Annotated in this window: 17 protein-coding genes; 13 read left to right on the forward strand and 4 right to left on the reverse strand. The window is 48.8% G+C overall.

The window, feature by feature from the left end; all coding sequences use genetic code 11:
* Positions 1-261: 261 nt before the first annotated feature.
* A complete protein-coding gene (locus ACPEPR_RS12265) occupies positions 262-447 on the reverse strand; it encodes a hypothetical protein (protein WP_423562500.1) in 186 nt (61 codons plus the stop codon).
* Between the two features lie 207 nt (positions 448-654).
* The gene (locus tag ACPEPR_RS12270) at positions 655-1,464 is read right to left on the reverse strand and encodes a cytochrome C assembly family protein (RefSeq protein WP_016659852.1); all 810 of its coding nucleotides are present in this window, start codon (positions 1,462-1,464) and stop codon (positions 655-657) included.
* A 138-nt stretch (positions 1,465-1,602) separates the two neighbouring features.
* Between ACPEPR_RS12270 and ffh the strand changes: the two genes are divergently transcribed.
* Both ffh and ACPEPR_RS12280 read left to right on the forward strand, forming a co-directional pair.
* Complete coding sequence (ffh, locus tag ACPEPR_RS12275; protein ID WP_005175901.1) at positions 1,603-3,012, forward strand: signal recognition particle protein; 1,410 nt, start codon at positions 1,603-1,605, stop codon at positions 3,010-3,012.
* 171 nt (positions 3,013-3,183) lie between these two features.
* The gene (locus ACPEPR_RS12280; protein WP_005175903.1) at positions 3,184-3,750 is read left to right on the forward strand and encodes an RBBP9/YdeN family alpha/beta hydrolase; all 567 of its coding nucleotides are present in this window, start codon (positions 3,184-3,186) and stop codon (positions 3,748-3,750) included.
* Here ACPEPR_RS12280 and ACPEPR_RS12285 read toward each other — a convergent pair.
* Positions 3,737-4,495, reverse strand: a complete 759-nt coding sequence (locus tag ACPEPR_RS12285) for a type III pantothenate kinase (protein ID WP_016659855.1) — start codon at positions 4,493-4,495, stop codon at positions 3,737-3,739. The two genes, ACPEPR_RS12280 and ACPEPR_RS12285, sit on opposite strands and share 14 nt — an antisense overlap.
* A 9-nt stretch (positions 4,496-4,504) precedes the next feature.
* The gene (locus ACPEPR_RS12290) at positions 4,505-5,263 is read right to left on the reverse strand and encodes a biotin--[acetyl-CoA-carboxylase] ligase (RefSeq protein WP_104489319.1); all 759 of its coding nucleotides are present in this window, start codon (positions 5,261-5,263) and stop codon (positions 4,505-4,507) included.
* Between the two features lie 29 nt (positions 5,264-5,292).
* On the opposite strand from ACPEPR_RS12290, the gene ACPEPR_RS12295 reads away from it, so the two are divergent.
* From ACPEPR_RS12295 to bioD, 11 genes are all read left to right on the forward strand, one after another.
* Positions 5,293-6,102, forward strand: a complete 810-nt coding sequence (locus tag ACPEPR_RS12295) for a sulfite exporter TauE/SafE family protein (RefSeq protein WP_423562501.1) — start codon at positions 5,293-5,295, stop codon at positions 6,100-6,102.
* 148 nt (positions 6,103-6,250) lie between these two features.
* Positions 6,251-6,946, forward strand: coding sequence for a GntR family transcriptional regulator (locus ACPEPR_RS12300; RefSeq protein WP_005175922.1), 696 nt, complete (start codon positions 6,251-6,253; stop codon positions 6,944-6,946).
* 10 nt (positions 6,947-6,956) lie between these two features.
* The gene (smc, locus tag ACPEPR_RS12305; protein ID WP_168395940.1) at positions 6,957-10,409 is read left to right on the forward strand and encodes a chromosome segregation protein SMC; all 3,453 of its coding nucleotides are present in this window, start codon (positions 6,957-6,959) and stop codon (positions 10,407-10,409) included.
* 1 nt (position 10,410) lies between these two features.
* Positions 10,411-11,496, forward strand: coding sequence for a cell division protein ZipA C-terminal FtsZ-binding domain-containing protein (locus tag ACPEPR_RS12310; RefSeq protein ID WP_423562502.1), 1,086 nt, complete (start codon positions 10,411-10,413; stop codon positions 11,494-11,496).
* Positions 11,497-11,589: 93 nt separating this feature from the next.
* Positions 11,590-13,629, forward strand: coding sequence for an NAD-dependent DNA ligase LigA (gene ligA / locus ACPEPR_RS12315; protein ID WP_005175932.1), 2,040 nt, complete (start codon positions 11,590-11,592; stop codon positions 13,627-13,629).
* Positions 13,630-13,975: 346 nt separating this feature from the next.
* A complete protein-coding gene (gene ftn / locus ACPEPR_RS12320) occupies positions 13,976-14,440 on the forward strand; it encodes a heteropolymeric bacterioferritin subunit Ftn (RefSeq protein WP_005175934.1) in 465 nt (154 codons plus the stop codon).
* Positions 14,441-14,563: 123 nt separating this feature from the next.
* Positions 14,564-15,283, forward strand: coding sequence for an alpha/beta fold hydrolase (locus ACPEPR_RS12325; RefSeq protein WP_423562503.1), 720 nt, complete (start codon positions 14,564-14,566; stop codon positions 15,281-15,283).
* A 97-nt stretch (positions 15,284-15,380) separates the two neighbouring features.
* Entirely contained in the window at positions 15,381-16,664 is a 1,284-nt protein-coding gene (bioA, locus tag ACPEPR_RS12330) for an adenosylmethionine--8-amino-7-oxononanoate transaminase (RefSeq protein WP_423562504.1), read from the forward strand.
* Entirely contained in the window at positions 16,661-17,815 is a 1,155-nt protein-coding gene (locus ACPEPR_RS12335) for an 8-amino-7-oxononanoate synthase (RefSeq protein ID WP_423562505.1), read from the forward strand. Before bioA ends, ACPEPR_RS12335 begins: the two co-directional genes overlap by 4 nt.
* A 14-nt stretch (positions 17,816-17,829) precedes the next feature.
* Positions 17,830-18,600, forward strand: coding sequence for a malonyl-ACP O-methyltransferase BioC (bioC, locus tag ACPEPR_RS12340; RefSeq protein ID WP_228278727.1), 771 nt, complete (start codon positions 17,830-17,832; stop codon positions 18,598-18,600).
* Positions 18,600-19,241, forward strand: a complete 642-nt coding sequence (bioD, locus tag ACPEPR_RS12345; RefSeq protein ID WP_423562506.1) for a dethiobiotin synthase — start codon at positions 18,600-18,602, stop codon at positions 19,239-19,241. Before bioC ends, bioD begins: the two co-directional genes overlap by 1 nt.
* Positions 19,242-19,258 lie beyond the last annotated feature (17 nt).

Here is a 19,258-nt window from a genome sequence, read left to right on the forward strand (position 1 = left end):
TCACATCATTTTTTTTATTTACTATTAGCTAACTGACTTAACAGTAGTTCAAGTTTATTAATCTCACTTTTACTAACTTTTTTCGTTAAAGGGAATTCTATTGTATCTGTAACTTCTCTTGTTGGACGGGGTGATTTATAAGTATTTACTTTTATCAACTTTATGTTAGGTTTCTTAAAAAACAAGAACCCATTAACATTTTCCTTATTAATTGTTAAATATTTACCATTATTGTTTTTTTTCATGTCTGACCATTTAATGTTATCTCTTTTTACATAAATCTTTTATATTTTCTAAGTATTTCTTATGCCCTGTTGGTCCCCAAGCATATTCTGCTTCAAATTTATCTTGAAATTTTCTAGCTGAACAAAAATAAATGGCTCTATCTCTTAAAATTCTTTCAAATTTTTCAATGTCCATATAGCGCCATAAATTTTGATTTTTCATTACTCTTCTCTATTCAAAAAATCTAGAGTTAACATAATACACTTTTATACGAAATACTATTTTTTATTCCATATAAATCATAACCTTATCGTATGGTAAAAAGCTCAGGTACGGATACTTGGGCTTTGTTAATAATTTATCATGTTCCACGCTTATTATTTAATCACTGTTCCACGCTTTTAATGTGGCAAACTGAACAAAAGCATCTTACTTGCCCAAAATCATCTGTAACACAAACTTGGAACCAATAAAGCCAAGCGCCAGCAAGAAGAAGCCAATAATGGTAAAGCGAATGGCTTTCTGGCCACGCCAGCCAAATTTATAACGGCCCAACAGCAGCGCGCCATAGATAAACCAGGAAATAATACTAAAGGCAGTCTTATGCGCTAAGTGCTGGGCAAAGAAGTTATCAATGGTTAGGAAACCAAAACCCAATGCCAGCGTCAGCAGGATAAAGCCGGCAATCAGCATATCAAACAGCAGCTCTTCCATGGCTTGAAACGGTGGCAGCAAATTCACCCAAATCCGGCGTTTCTGTTTGTTTTTCAGCTCCCGGTTCTGAAACCAGAGCAAGACCGCATGAATAGTGGCCATCAGCAAGACCGCATAGGCCGATAACGACAGCAGGATATGAATATCCAGACCTAAAGAATTGTTTTCGACAAACAGGTTTAAACCGCTAAAGGAATGCCCTAGAATCAGGCCGGTTGCGGCCACTGGAATCCCAATCAGGTTTAGCGCAATCACCGGCCGGTAAGTACTAAACAGCACACTTAATAACAGCATTAAGCCTGAGGTAAAGGACATCAGGTTAAACACGTTATAGTTAATGCCCATCGGCAGCAGCATGTCGTTATACAGCACAGCGGCGTGCAAACATAAACCCAAGCCCAGCACAATACCAATAAACCAATGGTTTGGAGCACGCTTGGACATTAAATGCATAAATAAATACCAGAACGAAGTGGTATAAGCGATTAATGCCAGAATCGTGTAAACCAAGGGGAGACTGCTCATGTCAAACCTTTTTCAGGATGATGAATATTCATTTATATAAATTCGATGCGAACTACAGTATCCTATAGCATCTTATGCATAAATTTTCTATTTTAAGAAACATTTTTTTGCTGATGGCTATTTTAAGCGGATTTTGCAATGTTTGATACCTTAACAGAACGACTCACGCAGAGTTTAAGAAATGTTACTGGCTCAGGGCAGCTAACCGAAGACAATATTAAAGATACGTTACGTGAAGTACGTATGGCACTTCTTGAAGCCGATGTGGCGTTACCTGTAACTCGTGAATTCATCGCGAAAGTTAAGGAAGAGGCATTAGGTCAGGAAGTGATGACACAGTTATCACCGGGTCAGGCATTCGTTAAAATCGTTTATGACGAATTAACCAAAATGATGGGCGAGGCCAACGAGAGCCTTGACCTTGCAGCAAAACCACCAGTGGTGGTGCTTCTGGCCGGTTTGCAGGGTGCGGGTAAAACCACCACGGCAGCCAAGCTGGCACGTTTCTTACAGGAACGTCAAAAGAAAAAAGTGGCGATGGTGTCTGCCGACGTTTATCGTCCAGCGGCAATTAAACAGCTGCAAACAGTGGCCGGGGATGTCGGTGCGATTTTCCTGGAATCGAATGCCAATGAACGCCCGATTGATATTGCCAATCGTGCCATTGAGCAGGCAAAAATCCAGTTTGCCGATGTGTTAATTGTCGATACCGCCGGTCGTCTGCATGTCGATGATGACATGATGGACGAAATTAAAGCGCTGCATGCAGCGATTAACCCGACTGAAACCCTGTTCGTGGTTGATGCCATGACCGGTCAGGATGCGGCCAATACTGCCAAAGCCTTTAATGATGCCTTGCCATTAACCGGTGTCATCCTCACCAAAACGGATGGTGATGCGCGTGGTGGTGCGGCGCTGTCGGTGCGTGCCATTACCGGCAAGCCAATCAAATTCCTGGGGATGGGTGAAAAACTCGATGCCCTCGAGCCATTCCATCCGGAACGTGTGGCACAGCGTATTCTGGGCATGGGTGACGTGCTTTCTCTGGTCGAAGAAGTTGAACGCAAAATCGACAAAGAAAAAGCCGAAAAAATGGCGAAAAAACTGCAAAAAGGCGGCAGCTTCAACTTTGAAGACATGCTGATGCAGTTTGAGCAAATGAATAAAATGGGCGGTATGATGGGCTTCCTGGACAAGCTGCCGGGCATGAGTAACTCTGGTATTCAGGATGCGATTGCACAGGCGAACCCAGAGAAGCAGGTGAAAAAGATGGAAGCCATCATCCAGTCGATGACCGTCAAAGAACGCCGTAATCCGGACCTGATGAACCCAAGCCGTAAAAAACGTATTGCGGCCGGTTGTGGTATGGATGTGTCTGAAGTCAATAAACTGATTAAACAGCATGCGCAAATGGCCAAAATGATGAAGAAATTTGCCAATCCATCGGGTATGGCAAAAATGATGAAATCATTGGGCAATCTGCAAAAGCAGTTTGGTGGTGGCGGCGGTATGGGCCCGCTGTTCGGTGGTAAAGAACCGAAAAAATAAGGGATTCAAAACAACAAGGCGCCGGGTGCGCCTTTTTGTTGCTCTCCATTTTTAAGCGATTCAAGCGAGCGTGCTGCGGTGATCTTTAAGAAAACCCAACAGACGCTTACCCGAAAGCCGCGCTGTTTCGGGCACACTGATGTGCATCAGGAACGAACAGCGAGCACAACAATGGCACAAATTTATGTGGTACATGGTTATACCGCCAGTCCGGATGAAAACTGGTTTCCCTGGATTCAGGAATATGCCGACCAGCAAAAAGCCAGTCTGAAAGTGTTAAGACTCGATCCATCGCCAACGCCAACTCTGGAAGTGTGGAAGCGGCAAATGGATGAGCAGATCGATGAGATTGACGAAAATACCATTTTCATTGCCCATAGTCTGGGCTGTATTGCCACTTTGCACTTTCTGACCAAGAAACTGAAAACCCAGAAAATTAAACAGGTGGTGCTGGTGGCCGGCTTTAATGGCCGTTTGGGCCGGCTGGACGAGGTCAATCCTTTTATTGATGCCTGTAAAATTGATTTTGACTTGCTAAAACGCCAGATTGCGCATCGGGTGGTGATTTACTCAGCTGGCGATGACCGGGTACTGCCAAAATTCAGTCTGGAACAGGCACGTAGCCTGGATGCCAAAGCCATTGAGGCACAGCATCAGGGACATTTTATTGACTCTCAAGGCTGTACCGAACTGGTGGAAGTCTGGCAGGCAATTCTGCCTCATATTATTGTGGAATAAGCGGTGTAGACTCGTTTGCTGTGGAGTAATGCTGGATATAGCGCTGCAAACCTTTCAGCAATAAGTCCTGTTCGACTAAGGGCTGGTAATGCTGCAGGAATTTGGCAAACAGCGGCGCATCCCCCCCAGTCAGCACCAGTTGCCGCGGGGATTGCTGCATGACATATTCAATACTGCTGAGTAGCCCCAGTAAAATGCCATGATGCACGGCATCCAGGGTATTGGTGCCGGGGCTTAAGTCATCAAAGGCTGCTTCCGGAATCCGGATGCCTTTGGTGTGCTGAATTAACGAATCACGCTGCAAATATAGGTTGGGCAGAATATAACCCCCCAGATGCTGATGGCCTTGGGTCAGATCAATGGTCAACGCGGTACCGCAGCTAATCACACATAAATCTTTGTCGGCTTCAGCTACGGCCAGTACCTGTAACCAGCGGTCAATCCCCAGCTGCTGAATATCATAGCCACAGCTCAGGCCGGCATATTCAGCCTGTACCCGCGCAAAAATCACGGGAATATTCAGGAATTTTAAAATTTGCTGAATCCGTTCATTGTTTTTCTGGTCCTGCACCGAAGATACCCCGACATGGGTCAGGTTCAGGCTTTTAAAATGCTGGATCAGGCCCAGCAGTAAATCGGCCGGAGATTGCAGATGCAGTTCAGCGGCATGTTCTACAATCTGCTGATGTTCGGTAATCCAGTATTTGAGCCGGGTATTGCCAATATCTAACCATAAATTTTTCATGTGCTGCGCTCACTGTCCCGGCATTTGCGGGCGTAAACGGCCCTGATAAAAAACTTCAACGCCAGAGGCGGTTTCAATCTGAATTGCGCCATCATCCTGAATGCCTAAAAACAGCCCCTGAGCCACACCGCCATGATGTTCAAATTCTACCGGCTGCTGCTGGAAGGCGGCATGATGATTAAAACGTGAGGCCAGTTGATAGCTGTTATGGTTAAACCATTCTTGTGCCTGCTGAATGGCCAGATACAGCTCGGCAATCAGCTGAATTCGGGAAATATCATTTAGGCCCAATTCGGCCAGGGAAGTGGCGTGCTGATCAATCTGCTCGGCCGGAATTGGCGCCAGATTAATCCCCACCCCGACAATGACCTGCTGGGTCGACAGGGGCTCAATCAGAATACCGCCCCATTTGCCTTGCGGGCTATATAAATCATTCGGCCACTTCACCTGCAGGTTCAGCTGGCGCAGGCTGGGCATCTGCAAAATATTTAAGGCAATTTCCAGGGCTAAACGGCCATCTACGGGTGTTCGTAAATTTAGCAATGTGCTTAAATAGACGTTTCCTTCTGGGGACACCCATTGCCGTTGGCGTTGTCCTCTGCCTTGTGTTTGTCGGGCGCTACAGACCAGAACGCTCTGTATTCCTTTTTGAGCAATCTCGCGTACATCATCATTGGTTGATGTAGTCACAGGTTTTAAAATGAGGACTTCAGGAAGCTGTCCGGCTTCGCTGAGCTGTTGTTGTAACTGTCGAGTCTCTACATCCATATGAATCTGAGAATAGTGGAATATAATTTATGGAGTTAATCATATATTTACTGATTGGCGCAATTGCCGGATTTGCTGCGGGTCTGTTCGGGGTGGGCGGTGGCTTAATTATTGTGCCAATTTTGTACATTGTATTTACCCAGCTGAATTATGATCCTAGCGTGATTATGCATATGGCGGTCGGGACTTCACTGGCGACCATTATCGTAACTTCCATCAGTTCGGTCACGGCGCACCATAAAAAAGGTGCGGTGATGTGGAATGTGTTTCGCAATTTGGCACCCGGCCTAATTCTGGGTGCATTTTTTGGTGCCGGGATTGCCGATTTAATGTCGGGGCAGGGCTTGCAGCTGGTAATTGGTTTCTTTGCGGTGTGGGTGGCCTATCGCATGTTCCGCGGTTCAAATACCCCGGTTGATCCTTCACGTCAGTTGCCTTCAACCGGTGAGCAAATGCTGGCCGGTGGCGGAATTGGGATTGCCTCGGCCATTTTCGGGATTGGCGGCGGCAGCTTAACCGTACCGTTCCTGAACCGTTGTGGTGTGGTGATGCAAAAAGCAGTTGCCACTTCGGCGGCCTGCGGTTTGCCGATTGCTATTGCTGGTGCATTAGGTTTTGTCTGGTTTGGCCAGCAGTCTGAGGTGAGCGTGCCGAATACCTGGGGCTATGTACATTTATATGCCTTTATTGGCATTAGCGTGATGAGCTTTATTACCGCCAAGCTTGGCGCAAAAGTTGCACATATTTTGTCACCGGCCATGCTAAAAAAATGTTTTTCAGGTTTGTTGACCACCGTCGGTCTGTATTTTATTTACCAAGGCTTTAGCGCTTATTTTTAAGCGCTTGATGGTGTGGTTGAAAATTGGCTATAGCGACAGAAAATTGTCGGACAATGTCATGGAAATTTGGTCGCTAAGCCAGTAAAAAAGACAATAAGAAAGACCCGCTGCAACTGCGCGCATGGTATAAAAATAACACAGGAACAGTATGCAACAACAAGAAACAGACAGTCTATCTGAACAGATTGCAAAACATATCGGCGAGCAGATTATTAGTGGCGAGCTGGTAGAGGGCGAGCGTATTCAGGAACTGCGTATTGCCAAAGAGCTGGATGTCAGTCGCGGTTCGGTGCGTGAGGCACTGCTGCTGTTGGAACGTACCCATCTGATTGAAATTTTTCCGCGGCGCGGCGCGATTGTATCGGAAATGTCGGCCCAGCAGGTGCGCGCCCTGTTTGATACCTGCAGTCTGCTGCTGGGGCAGATTGTACAGCGCATTGCAGAAACCTGGCGTCATCATGAAATTGAACAGCTGCAAAAGCTGATGGAGCAGATTGAGGCCGAATACCGGCAGGGTCATACCGAAAAATTTTATGACCTAATTTTCCAAACCCTGGCCCAGCAGCAGGATATGGTGGCCAATCTGTACCTGATGAAATTCTATCAAGAGTTGCTGCCGTCGTTACGGCGCAGCTATTTTTTAACCCTGAATACGTCACGTCGGGAGTTACAGGAATCGTTTGATCTATTTAAACTGGTAATTGATGCAATTTTAATCCGAAAATCACAACAAGCCTCTTTATTTATGGATGATTTTTGTCGACACTTGCGCAATCTGGTGTTGGAATCTCTGACCCGTATGAAACAAATTGAACTGGCCTGGGCACGCCGCTCACGCCGTTGATCGGGACATTATGCGTTTAAGCAGCTTAAAACTTTCCGGCTTTAAATCTTTTGCCGATAGTACCACCTTACATTTTAAAGCCAACCGGACGGCCGTGGTCGGCCCCAATGGCTGTGGCAAGTCCAATGTGATTGATGCCATTCGCTGGGTCATGGGTGAATCCAGCGCGCGTCAGCTGCGTGGCGGCAGCATGCAGGATGTGATTTTTACCGGGACCGCCAAACGTAAACCGGTGGGCATGGCCAGTGTCGAACTGCGCTTTGACAATACCTATGGCAAGCTGGGTGGCGCTTATAACGCCTATACCGAACTGGCGGTGCGCCGTCAGGTCAACCGCGATGGCAAGTCAGAATATTTTTTAAATGGCACCAAATGCCGGCGCCGTGATATTACCGATATTTTCCTTGGCACCGGTCTGGGGCCACGCTCCTATGCCATTATCGAACAGGGCATGATTAACCGTCTGGTCGATGCCAAACCGGAAGAGATGCGGGTATTTATTGAAGAAGCGGCCGGGGTATCGCGTTATCAGGCCCGTCGCCGTGAAACCATGCTGCATCTGGATCATACCAGCCAGAATTTATCGCGGCTGGAAGATATTGCCAGTGAACTGAAAGGCCAGCTCAAAACCCTAAAACGCCAGTCGGAAACTGCGCTGCAGTACAAGACTTTAGAAAGCCAGATTCGCAGCATCAAAATTGAAATTTTATCGTTCCAGTGCGAGCAGAGCAGCCGTTTGCAGCAGGAATATACTGTGCAGATGACCGAACTGGGCGAACAGTTCAAGCTGACCCGTTCCGAACTGAGCACGCTGGAACATGATTTGGGCAATACCAGTGAGCTGTTCCAGCGTCTGATTCAGCAATCGACACCATTACAGAATGAATGGCAGCAGGCTGAAAAGAAACTGGCTGAGCTGAAAATGACTCTGGAGCAGAAACAGTCGCTGGTCCAGCAAAACAGCAGTACGCTGGCTCAGTTGCAGGAACAGAAAGCCCAGACCAAAGAACGTCTGCAGCTGATTGATCTGCAGCTAGAAACAGTACTCAGCCAGCAGGAACAGTATACCGAGCAGCTGCAACAGGCCGAGCAAAGCACGCAAGAGCAGGCACAGGCTGTGCAGCAGCTCAAAGCCCAGCAGCAACAGGTGCAGCAGCAGTTTGAGCAGATTAAGGCGCAGGTGGAAAAACAGCAGCAGCAAAAACTGCAAATGCTGGCCCAAAGTGAACAGCTGCTAAAAAATATCAGCCGGATTGAACAGCAAAAAGACACCTTGCAGCAGCAGAGCAGCTCGCTGCAAAGTCAGGCCCAGCAAGATGAAGTCGAGCAGCTGAGCCAGGACAAAGCCCAGTTAAGCCAGCAGCTGGCCGAGCTGGAGCAGCAGATTCAGGCGCAACAGCAGCAGTTGCAACAGGCGCACAGCCTGCTGAATCAGCATAAAAATAGCAGTACTGAACTGAAATCGGAAATTCAGGTGCTCCAGGCCGAGCAGAAAAACCTGAATCAGCTACTGATTAAAAACAGCCCCAAACAGCAGTTACAGCACACCGCCTTAATGCAGGTGCTAACCCTGAACGATGCTGCCAAACCGCATGCGGCATTAATTGAGAAGTTTCTGGCCAAATGGCTGAATGCGCAAATGCTTGATGCAGATGACAACTTTCAGGACAGTCTGGCACGCCAGTTAAAACCTGCTGCCCAGCACGCACCGATTCAGCTGGCAAATTTAAGCTGTCTGGCGGACTGGATTGAATCGCCATCTTCTTCTTTATGGCAACAGGTGGCACTGGCTGATGATTTAGCGCAGGCGCTGCAATTACAGCCAAAGTTACAGGCTGGGCAGAGCATTCTAACCCTAGATGGCTATCAGGTCGGGCCGGACTGGGTAATTGGTTTACTGTTTGATGAAGCCTCACTATCGGCGCAGGGGGCTTTAAGCCATCGCATCCGTCTGGAAGAAATTGATGGGCTACTGAGTCAGAAACAGGCCGAGTTGCAACAGGCCGAACAGGACTTTAACATCAGCCAACAGCAGTGCCAGCAGCTGCAGCAACAGCTTCATGAACAACAGGCGCAGCTGAAACAGCAGCAGCAGGCATTGCAGGCACTGGATCTGCAGATTGCCAAAATCCAGAGCGCCGCGCAGGCCTTTGCCGTGCAGAAGCAGCAATTACAGCATCAGCTGCAGCAACTGGAGGAGCAGCTGGAAGAAGATGCCATGCAAAAAGATGATCTGGAAATTGATCTGCATGCGCTGAGTCTCAAGTTGGAACAGGCGCTGCCAAACTATAAAACCCTGCAATTCCAGCTGGAAGAATTAACGGCACAACTGGAGCAGGCGCAGCAGCTATATCAGCAACAGCAGCAGGAACTGGAACTGTTAAGACGCCAGTCGGTGCAGGCCACACAGCAGCTGGAACTGCTGGAAAAAGATGGTGGTTTTTTAAAGACCCAGCATCAGCAGATTGCAGCACAAATGGAGCAGGCGAAAAAGTTTGTCGATCCGGTGCAGCTGGAATTGCCGGCACTGGCCAGCCAGTTTGCCGAGCAGCAGCAGCAGACGGAAAAACTGCAACAGACCTGGAATGAATGGCAGCTGGAACTGAACCAGATTCAGAGCAAACAGCAGCAGCTGACCGAGCAGCGCCATCAACAGCAGCAGCAGGATGAAAAACTGCGTAGCCAGCTGGAAGAAAAACGTCTGGCCTGGCAAGCGGCCAAATCCGACTTGCAGCATTATTCCGAACAGCTGAAAGCCTTAAACAGCGAGCTGATTCCGGGGCTGAAGATTGATGTAACAGCCCATCAGCAGCAGCTGGAAAAAGCACAGGCGCAGTTTGATAAATTGGGTGCGGTGAATCTGGCGGCTTCAGAAGAATATGAAGAAGTTTCAGCCCGTTATGCCGAACTGAGCCATCAGATTGAAGATCTCGAAAAAACCGTGGCCCAGTTACAGGCGGCCATGAAAAGTATTGATCAGGAAACGCGCAAGCTGTTTATGACCACCTTTGACCAGATTAATACTGAACTGCAGGCGCTGTTTCCCAAAGTGTTTAATGGTGGTGAAGCCAGTTTAAGTCTTGAAGATGACTGGCAATCGGGTGTAAAACTAATGGCAAGACCACCGGGTAAACGCAACAGCTCACTGGCGCTGTTGTCGGGTGGAGAAAAAGCACTGACCGCACTGGCACTGGTCTTTGCCATTTTCCGTTTAAATCCGGCGCCGTTTTGTGTGCTGGATGAAGTCGATGCACCGCTGGATGATGCCAATGTCGGACGTTTCTGTAACCTGGTCCAGGAACTGTCCGAACAGGTGCAATTTATATATATCACACATAACAAGCTGGCAATGACGATGGCAACCGATTTATTAGGTGTTACTATGCCTGAACCGGGAACATCAAAATTAGTCAGCGTAAATCTAGAAGATGCTACAGAATACGGTCTAGTCGCGGAGGCATAACATGGAAATCACCACAATCATTGGGATTATTATCGCGCTCATTATTATGGGTTTCGGTTTAAGAATGATCCTGAAAAAACCGGCCGATGCAGCACCTTCGCTGGACTCCGAGCTGCAGGTCAATGCCGATAGCCAGCAGCCGATCATTCCGCGTCATGTCCGTCATCAGTTGCAGACTGAACCGGCCCAGCGCGTAGAACCGACTTTGGGCGATGCTGATCTTGCTGCCGCCGAGCCAAACAGCAAAATTGAGCCACAGGCCATGACTGAAACGCGGCTGACTGAGCCGAGCGAAACAGCGCAGGTGAAAACCGAAGCACAGGCCGCGACATCTGTAGATGCTGAACCTGCAGCCAAGACTGAGGTAGAAGCAAAGGCAGAAAATCTGGCAGAACAGGCCTCAACCGAAACTGCCCAAACTGAATCCGCTGCAGCTGCCGCGACTGCTGTAGCCCATGCTGCTGAATCTGCACCTGAATCGGCATCGACTGAACAGACTCAAGCTGGGGTAGATACCGAAAAAACGGAAACTGTGCCAGCTGAATTTAGCCTCAACAGCCAGATTGAAAAAGCCGATATTCGTGAATTTGAAGAAGAAAGCAGTATTCTGGATGCGCATCTGCATGAACAGCAACTGGTAGATGATGAAAGCGCCCTGGCCACTGCAGAATCATTTATTGCCCTGAATATTTTCCCGGAACGCCGGATTTTATCGGGGGAGAAAACCCTTAAAGTGCTGCTTAAATATGGTCTGCGCTTTGGTGAAATGTCCTGCTTCCACCGTTATAACGAAGATGGTTCCAAACTGCTGTTCTCAGTGCTGCAAATTACCGACAACGGCGCCGACGGTTTTGATCTGGAAACCCTGTCGAATGAACAGGTCAAAGGTCTGGCCTTTTTCCTGGCCCTGCCACATAGCGATGTGCAAAATGCCTTTGATACCATGATCAGCATTTCCGGTCTGATTGCCCGTGAAATTGATGGCACCGTGTATGACCAGAACCATCTGGAATTAACCCCGCAATTACGCGAACACTGGCGTCATCAGGCGATTGATTATCGCGCAGGTCAGGCTTCGCTGGCATAACTGAATTGAAACCACAGCCTCCGGTTTCTATAATACGGCCAAGCGACAAAATTTTTTAAGGGCGGGATCACCGCCCTTTTTTATGGTGAACGTATGACTCAACATGCAGATGTGGTGGCGCAAATGCGCCAATTGATCCAGATTTTAGCCCAGCATAATCATGCCTATTATGTCTTGGATCAGCCTGTTATTGCAGACAGTGAGTATGATCAGCTGTTTCATCAACTTAAAGCCTTAGAACAACAATATCCCGATCTGATTCAGGCCGATACCCCAACCAATAAAGTCGGTGGACAGCCTTTAAGCAAATTTGAAAGCGTCACCCATGCGGTACCAATGCTGTCTCTGGGCAACGTATTTAACCAGGATGAACTGTTTGCCTTTGCCCGCCGCGCCGAAGAGCGTTTACCCAACCAGACCATTCAATATGATGTCGAGCTGAAATTTGATGGGCTGGCGATTTCCTTGTGGTATGCCAATGGCGTGCTGGTGCGCGGCGTGACCCGCGGCGATGGCGAAACCGGTGAAGATATTACTCACAATGTTAAAACCATTCGCAACCTGCCGAAAATCTTATCTTCAGCGGAGTACAGCATTCCGGAGTTTCTGGAAGTGCGCGGTGAAGTGCTGATGCCCAAATCGGGTTTTGAAAAACTCAATGCCGCTAATCTGGCCAAAGGCGAAAAGACCTTTGCCAATCCGCGTAATGCTGCGGCCGGCAGCTTGCGCCAGCTGGATCCGAAAATTGCGGCCTCACGTCCACTGGCGTTTTATGCCTATGGCATTGCCCAGTGCGTGCCGCATCATGGCCTGAACACCATGTCCGAAAGCCTGGACTGGTTACATCAGCTTGGTTTTGCTGTGGGTGAGCGTCATTTTGTTTGTGACAGCATTCAGGCCGTGCAAGAAGTCTATGAGCAGATCAATCAGGAACGCTCGCAGCTGAGTGTTGAAATTGACGGCATGGTAATTAAAGTCAATGACCTGAAACAGCAGCAGCAGCTTGGCTTTTTAAGCCGCGAACCGCGCTGGGCCACTGCTTATAAATTCCCGGCAGTCGCCGCGCTGACTACAGTTGAAAATATTCACTGGCAGGTAGGCCGTACCGGTACTTTGACCCCGGTGGCGCGCCTGAATCCGGTGGCAGTGGGTGGGGTGACAGTGTCTAATGTCACCTTGCACAATATTGGTGAAATCCATCGTCTAGATGTGCGGATTGGCGATACGGTCAGTGTCTATCGCAGCGGCGATGTGATTCCGAAAGTTGAAAAAGTCTGGCCGGAATTTCGTCCGGCGGAGGCTGAAACCGTACAGCTACCTGCCTGCTGTCCGGTGTGTGATTCGCCGGTGGTGATGCCGGAAGGCGAAGCGTTGGCACGCTGTTCCGGTGGCCTGTACTGTGCAGCGCAGCGGATTGAGGCCATCCGTCACTTTGTTTCGCGTAAGGCCATGGATATTGAAGGTCTGGGTGATCGTTGGGTGGAATCATTACTGCATCTGAATCTGCTCAAAGATGTTTCGGACATTTACCATCTGCATGAACATCGTGAGGCCTTGCTCAATATTGAAAAGATGGGCGAGAAGTCGGTACAAAACCTGCTCGATGCAATTGAACGCAGTAAAAAAACCACGCTGGGCGCCTTTATTTATGCCTTGGGGATTCGTGGTGTCGGCGAAACCACCGCGCGGATGCTGGCCAATACCTTCCAGACGCTGGATGCCTTACGTGTTGCCAATCTGGAGGCGCTCAAGAAAACCCCGGATGTCGGCGATATTACCGCAGAATGGATTCTGGACTTTTTCCAGGCACCGCATAACCTGGAAGTGCTGGACCGTTTACTGGCGGCCGGTATTCACTGGGATGCACCGCTGGCGCCGACCCGTCAGCCGTTAAATGGTGAAAGCTGGGTCATTACCGGTACTTTAAGCAAAATGGGCCGTGATGAAGCCACTCAAATGCTACAGGCGCTCGGCGCCCGGGTAAGTGGCAGTGTCTCCAGTAAAACCAAGTGTCTGGTGGCGGGTGAAAAAGCCGGTTCCAAACTGGAGAAGGCGGAGAAACTTGGTATTCCGGTCATGAATGAAGATCAGTTTCTGAGCCTGATGGCTGAATATGGCCAGACCCAGGGCTAACAGAACAACAGGCAACCGCTCTCTAGATTGAGCGGTTGCTGCCTGAATCTGGTGATAGATCAAAACAGAGAAAGCACAGCAGTAAAATCGTAAAAACCGCAGAAATAAGAACCGTTTTTGATAGTTACAAAATTCTAAATTTGCCGCTTTGTGTGTTTGGGTTGCAGAAAAATCAGACAAATGTGCGCAAGCAATTCTTTTTTATGTGGAAAAGTTTGAATCCAGAACTGTAAATGCACATGCTTCTCATTTTAATTATATAAAAATCATATATTTACACAAATTATCTTTTGCAACTTGGCTTGGCTTTCGCCATAATGAGCGTATTCGTAAGGGAGTAATGAAAATGCGTGGCAATCCAGAAGTCGTAGACTATTTAAATATGTTGATCGGTGGCGAACTGGCTGCTCGTGATCAATACCTGATTCACTCGCGTATGTATGAAGATTGGGGCCTGAGCAAGATTTATGAACGCATCGACCATGAGATGCAGGAAGAATCACAACATGCCGATGCCTTGATTCGCCGGGTTCTGTTCCTTGAAGGCACTCCGAATATGCAACGTGATGATATTGACGTCGGTACCGACGTACTATCCTGCTTAAAAGCCGATTTAAAGCTAGAGTATGAGGTACGTGAAAAACTGGCCCAAGGTGTTAAGCTGGCAGAAGACAAGGGCGATTACATCACCCGTGACATGCTGCGTCAGCAAATGTCAGATACCGAAGAAGACCATACTTACTGGCTGGAAAAACAGTTGCGTTTAATTGAACTCATTGGTTTGCAGAACTACATTCAATCGCAAATGTAAGCCCAACCCAACATTGACCCGGCACTGGCCGGGTTTTTTATGGTCGAGATTTGGCGATTTTGATGCAGTGCAGGCGTCGCTATTTTTACTATACTGCGACTAGATGGAAACAAGGACAGCACAATGCAGCAGCGTATACTTTTGATCACCGGATGGGGCGGAGGAACCGGCCTGTTACAGCCTGTACAACATAGCCTAATGCAACACGGCATTCAGGTCGATGTCCTGAACATTTTTAATGCGGCGGATCCGGTACAGTTCCAGCAGCAGCTGGAACGGGCCAAAGGCTATAGCGTGCTGATGGGCTGGTCTCTGGGTGGGCAGCTGGCAACCTTACTGGCCGATGCACTGGCGCAATCCGGACAGGCGCCGCAAGCGCTCATTACTTTGGCTTCGAATCCGTGTTTTGTTGCGCAAGACGCGTGGCCCCACGGGATGGTTCCCGAGACTTTTCAGCAGTTTAAACAGGGCTTTGCCAAAGATGCGGCCGCGACCTTAAAACGTTTTGGTTATCTGGTCTGTCAGGGTAGTGCCCAGAGCCGGCAGGATTTACAGAAATTACAAAGTTTAATCCAGCCGCAATCTCTAACCTTGTTAAAACAGGGATTAGCTTTGCTGGAACAGCTTAATCTGGTGACCATCTTAAAAAATTATCCGGCTCCACAATATCATTTTCTGGCACATGAAGATCAGCTGGTTCCTTGCCAAGTTGCAGAAGATTTACAGAATTTAGCTGCAACAAATCTTCAGGTGGAAGTGATTTCTGGCTCGCATGGCATCCCGTTGTTTGAAACAGATGTGGTTACACAGAAAATTATTGACTATTTAAAGCAACTCTCCTGACCCTTCAGCGGAAATGATAATTCCCGCAATTTCTTTTTCTGTGTGGCGGGAGTAAGATCGAGCTCATGCAGATTTTAAACCAGACAGGGAGTCCGGGATGACCGATTTATTTGACCAGCAACATCTTTGGCATCCTTATACTTCCATGACCCAGCCGCTGCCGACCTTCAAGGTAAAGCGGGCTTATGGTGCGACCATTGAACTCGCAGATGGCCGCTGTCTGATTGATGGCATGTCATCGTGGTGGTGTGCTATTCATGGCTATAACCATCCTGAACTGAATCAGGCTGTGACCGACCAGTTACAGCAGATGTCACATATCATGTTTGGCGGTCTGACCCATGATCCGGCCATTGAGCTGGGCAAATTACTGCTGCAAATTACTCCACCGAGTCTGGATAAGATTTTCTATGCCGATTCCGGTTCAGTGGCGGTTGAAGTCGCGTTAAAAATGGCGGTGCAGTACTGGACTGCGCAAGGCCAGCCACAAAAAACCAATTTTATTACTCCGCGTTCCGGCTACCATGGCGATACCTGGAATGCGATGTCGGTCTGCGATCCGGTCACTGGCATGCATCAGATTTTTGGTTCAAGTCTGCCGAATCGCTTATTTGTACAGGCACCACAAACCCGCTTTGATGAAGACTGGAACCTAGATGATATTGCCGATCTGGAACAGGCTTTGGCCCAGCATCAGCATACACTGGCCGCACTGATTCTAGAGCCGATTGTACAGGGCGCGGGCGGTATGCGCTTTTATCATCCTGAATATTTGCGTCAGGCCAAGCGTTTATGCGAGCAGTATGGTCTGCTGCTGATTTTTGATGAAATTGCCACCGGCTTTGGTCGTACCGGCAAGTTATTTGCTTGGGAACATGCCGGAGTCGAGCCGGATATCATGTGTATTGGCAAAGGACTGACGGGTGGTTATATGACCCTGTCGGCAACTTTAACCAGCAAGCAGGTGGCAGACACCATCAGTCAGGGGGAAGCTGGCGTGTTTATGCATGGCCCGACTTTTATGGCCAATCCGCTGGCTTGTGCGGTGGCATTGAAAAGTACTCAAGTCTTGCTGGCACAGGACTGGCAGGCCAAGATTCAGCAGATTGAACAGCAATTGAAACAGGCTTTAACGCCACTGGCTCAGCTGAGCCATGTACAGGATGTGCGGGTGCTGGGCGCAATTGGGGTGGTTGAACTGACTACGCCAGTCGATATGCAAAGCCTGCAGCAGCAGTTTGTACAGCGGGGCATTTGGGTGAGGCCATTTGGCAAACTGGTTTATGTGATGCCGCCGTATGTGATTTCAGCAGATGAACTGCACTACTTGCTGACCCAGTTGACCGAGGTGGTTCGCCAGATGCAGGAGAATGCCGCATGAGTTTGCTCGACCATTATGCCCAGCAGCTGGAACAGTTAAAACGCACTGCCAATTTGCGCCAGTTTCAGTCCAATCTGCAACATGGCCGCATGATTCAGATTCACGGGCAGCGCATGCTGAATCTGTCCAGTAATGATTATCTGGGGCTGGCCAGCGATGTCAGCTTGCGTGAAGAATTTTTTGATTTAACTCCTGTCACCGAGCGCCGTATGAGCGCCTCATCGTCGCGTTTGCTGACCGGGAACTTCCCGGAATATGAGCAGCTGGAAACGAGTCTGAGTCAGGCCTTTGGCCGTGCCGCCTTGCTGTTTAACAGTGGCTACCATATGAATATCGGGATTTTACCGGCACTGGCCGACAGTAAAACCCTGATTCTGGCTGACAAGCTGGTCCATGCCAGCATGATTGATGGTATCCGTTTATCTTCTGCCAAGGCGGTGCGCTACCGGCATAATGATCTGGCGCATCTGGCCCGGCTGCTGGAACAGTATCATGATGATGCGCAAATTGAACGGATTATAGTCGTGACCGAATCCATTTTTAGTATGGATGGTGATGAAACCGATCTGGCGGCACTGGTGCAGTTAAAGCAGCGTTATCCGAAAGTGATGCTGTATGTTGATGAAGCACATGCCATTGGCGTACGTGGAGAGCGGGGGCTGGGCTGTGCAGAGCAGTATGCGGTGCTGGAGCAGATTGATTTTCTGGTGGGGACTTTTGGCAAGACCTTGGCATCAGTCGGTGGGTATCTGATTAGCCATCCGCTAATCCGTGACTATTTAATTAACCACATGCGCCCGTTGATTTTCAGTACCGCGCAGCCGCCGCTGAATATGGCCTGGACCCGGTTTATGTTCCAGAAGATGTTGCAGATGCAAGCCCAGCGCCAGCATTTACAGCAGATCAGCCAGGAATTAAAAGTGCAGGTTGAAGCCAAAGGCTATGCCTGTCCATCGACCTCGCAGATTGTGCCGGTAATTCTGGGCGAATCGGAAAAAGCCGTACAAAAGGCACAGCAGCTACAGCAGGCTGGGTTTTATATCATGCCGGTACGTCCGCCGACCGTACCGCAAAACAGTTCACGGCTGCGGATTTGCCTGACCGCGCAGATTCAGTCCAGTGAGCTGGCGCAATGCGTGGCGCTGTTATGATGGACAAGTCAGCGATGTCTGTAAATAAATCGCAAGTGGCACGGCGTTTTGCCCAGGCGCATCACAGCTATTTGCAGCATGCGGTGATTCAGCAGCAGATTTGCCAGCAACTGGTTCGGCTGATGCAGTCACATCTAACCAGTCGAAAACTGGGACGGGTGTTTGAAATTGGCTGTGGTACGGGGGCTTTAACCCGTGCGCTGGAGCAGCACTTTCAGGTGCAGCAGTTGCTGCTCAATGATCTGTATCCAGAAGTCCAGCAGCAACCGTTTTCTACTTCCCGAACCGAATGGTGGATTGGCGATGCCGAGCAGATTGCTTTTCCAGAACAGCTGGATGTGCTGATCTCGAGTTCAGCCTTGCAATGGATGCAGAATCTGCAGCAGCTGTTTGCCAAAATCGCCCATGCTTTAAAGCCTTCGGGTTATTTATGTTTTTCTAGTTTTGGTCCGGACAATCTCAAGGAAATTAAAGCCCTGACCGGGCAGGGGCTGGATTATTTCAGCCTGCCGGAACTGCGCCGCTGTCTGGAGTCACAAGGCTTCGAAATTGTGTATTTGTCTGAAACCGTCAAAACCCTGGCTTTTGAACATCCTCGCCAGGTGTTGCAGCATTTAAAAGCCACCGGGGTCACGGGTACCGCTTCGGGGCACCGCTGGACCAAACACAGTTTGCAGCAGTTTTATCAGGCCTATCGGCAGTTTTCCCGGCTGAATGTGGCCGGCCAGCAGGAATATTTACTCAGTTATCATCCGATTTATTGTATTGCACGGAGCACAGGCTAATGGCACAGATCTATTTTGTCAGTGGAATTGATACCGGAATTGGCAAAACCTATACCACCGGTTATCTGGCCAAGGTCTGGAGTGCTGAAGGACAGCGAACCATCACCCAAAAGCTGATTCAGACTGGCAATACTGATATTTCGGAAGATATCCAGCAGCATCGGGAGATTATGGGCTGTGGCTGGTTGCCTGAAGATGACAGCAAACTGACCATGCCCGAAATTTTCACTTATCCGGCATCGCCGCATCTGGCCACCAAAATTGATGGCCGTGAGATTGATTTCAATAACATCCGCCAGGCGACAGAGCAACTGGCAGCGCGTTTTGATGTGGTACTACTGGAAGGCGCTGGTGGCCTGATGGTGCCGCTCACCACGGACATGTTAACGATTGATTATATTGCCGAGCAGCAGTATCCGGTGATTCTGGTCAGTTCAGGACGTCTGGGTAGCATTAACCATACCTTATTAAGTCTGGAAGCGTTGATGGCGCGAGGGCTGTCGCTGTATGCGCTGGCCTATAACCTGAAAGATGAATCACAAGATCCGCTGATTTCTAAAGATACCGCTGAGTATTTAAAAACCTATTTGGCTCGGCATTTTCCAGAGGCAAAATGGATTGAGATTCCAGTTTTGGATTAAAACTGTGATAAAAAAAG

The organism is Acinetobacter sp. AND/436 (assembly GCF_049546925.1).
GTDB classification, from domain to species: Bacteria; Pseudomonadota; Gammaproteobacteria; order Pseudomonadales; family Moraxellaceae; genus Acinetobacter; species Acinetobacter indicus.

Excerpts from the sequence above, each read along its gene's own strand:
- ACPEPR_RS12265 (WP_423562500.1), bottom strand. The coding sequence starts at position 447 with ATGAAAAATCAAAATTTATGGCGCTATATGGACATTGAAAAATTTGAA.
- ACPEPR_RS12270 (WP_016659852.1), bottom strand. The coding sequence starts at position 1,464 with ATGAGCAGTCTCCCCTTGGTTTACACGATTCTGGCATTAATCGCTTAT.
- ffh (WP_005175901.1), top strand. The coding sequence starts at position 1,603 with ATGTTTGATACCTTAACAGAACGACTCACGCAGAGTTTAAGAAATGTT.
- ACPEPR_RS12280 (WP_005175903.1), top strand. The coding sequence starts at position 3,184 with ATGGCACAAATTTATGTGGTACATGGTTATACCGCCAGTCCGGATGAA.
- ACPEPR_RS12285 (WP_016659855.1), bottom strand. The coding sequence starts at position 4,495 with ATGAAAAATTTATGGTTAGATATTGGCAATACCCGGCTCAAATACTGG.
- ACPEPR_RS12290 (WP_104489319.1), bottom strand. The coding sequence starts at position 5,263 with ATGGATGTAGAGACTCGACAGTTACAACAACAGCTCAGCGAAGCCGGA.
- ACPEPR_RS12295 (WP_423562501.1), top strand. The coding sequence starts at position 5,293 with ATGGAGTTAATCATATATTTACTGATTGGCGCAATTGCCGGATTTGCT.
- ACPEPR_RS12300 (WP_005175922.1), top strand. The coding sequence starts at position 6,251 with ATGCAACAACAAGAAACAGACAGTCTATCTGAACAGATTGCAAAACAT.
- smc (WP_168395940.1), top strand. The coding sequence starts at position 6,957 with ATGCGTTTAAGCAGCTTAAAACTTTCCGGCTTTAAATCTTTTGCCGAT.
- ACPEPR_RS12310 (WP_423562502.1), top strand. The coding sequence starts at position 10,411 with ATGGAAATCACCACAATCATTGGGATTATTATCGCGCTCATTATTATG.
- ligA (WP_005175932.1), top strand. The coding sequence starts at position 11,590 with ATGACTCAACATGCAGATGTGGTGGCGCAAATGCGCCAATTGATCCAG.
- ftn (WP_005175934.1), top strand. The coding sequence starts at position 13,976 with ATGCGTGGCAATCCAGAAGTCGTAGACTATTTAAATATGTTGATCGGT.
- ACPEPR_RS12325 (WP_423562503.1), top strand. The coding sequence starts at position 14,564 with ATGCAGCAGCGTATACTTTTGATCACCGGATGGGGCGGAGGAACCGGC.
- bioA (WP_423562504.1), top strand. The coding sequence starts at position 15,381 with ATGACCGATTTATTTGACCAGCAACATCTTTGGCATCCTTATACTTCC.
- ACPEPR_RS12335 (WP_423562505.1), top strand. The coding sequence starts at position 16,661 with ATGAGTTTGCTCGACCATTATGCCCAGCAGCTGGAACAGTTAAAACGC.
- bioC (WP_228278727.1), top strand. The coding sequence starts at position 17,830 with ATGTCTGTAAATAAATCGCAAGTGGCACGGCGTTTTGCCCAGGCGCAT.
- bioD (WP_423562506.1), top strand. The coding sequence starts at position 18,600 with ATGGCACAGATCTATTTTGTCAGTGGAATTGATACCGGAATTGGCAAA.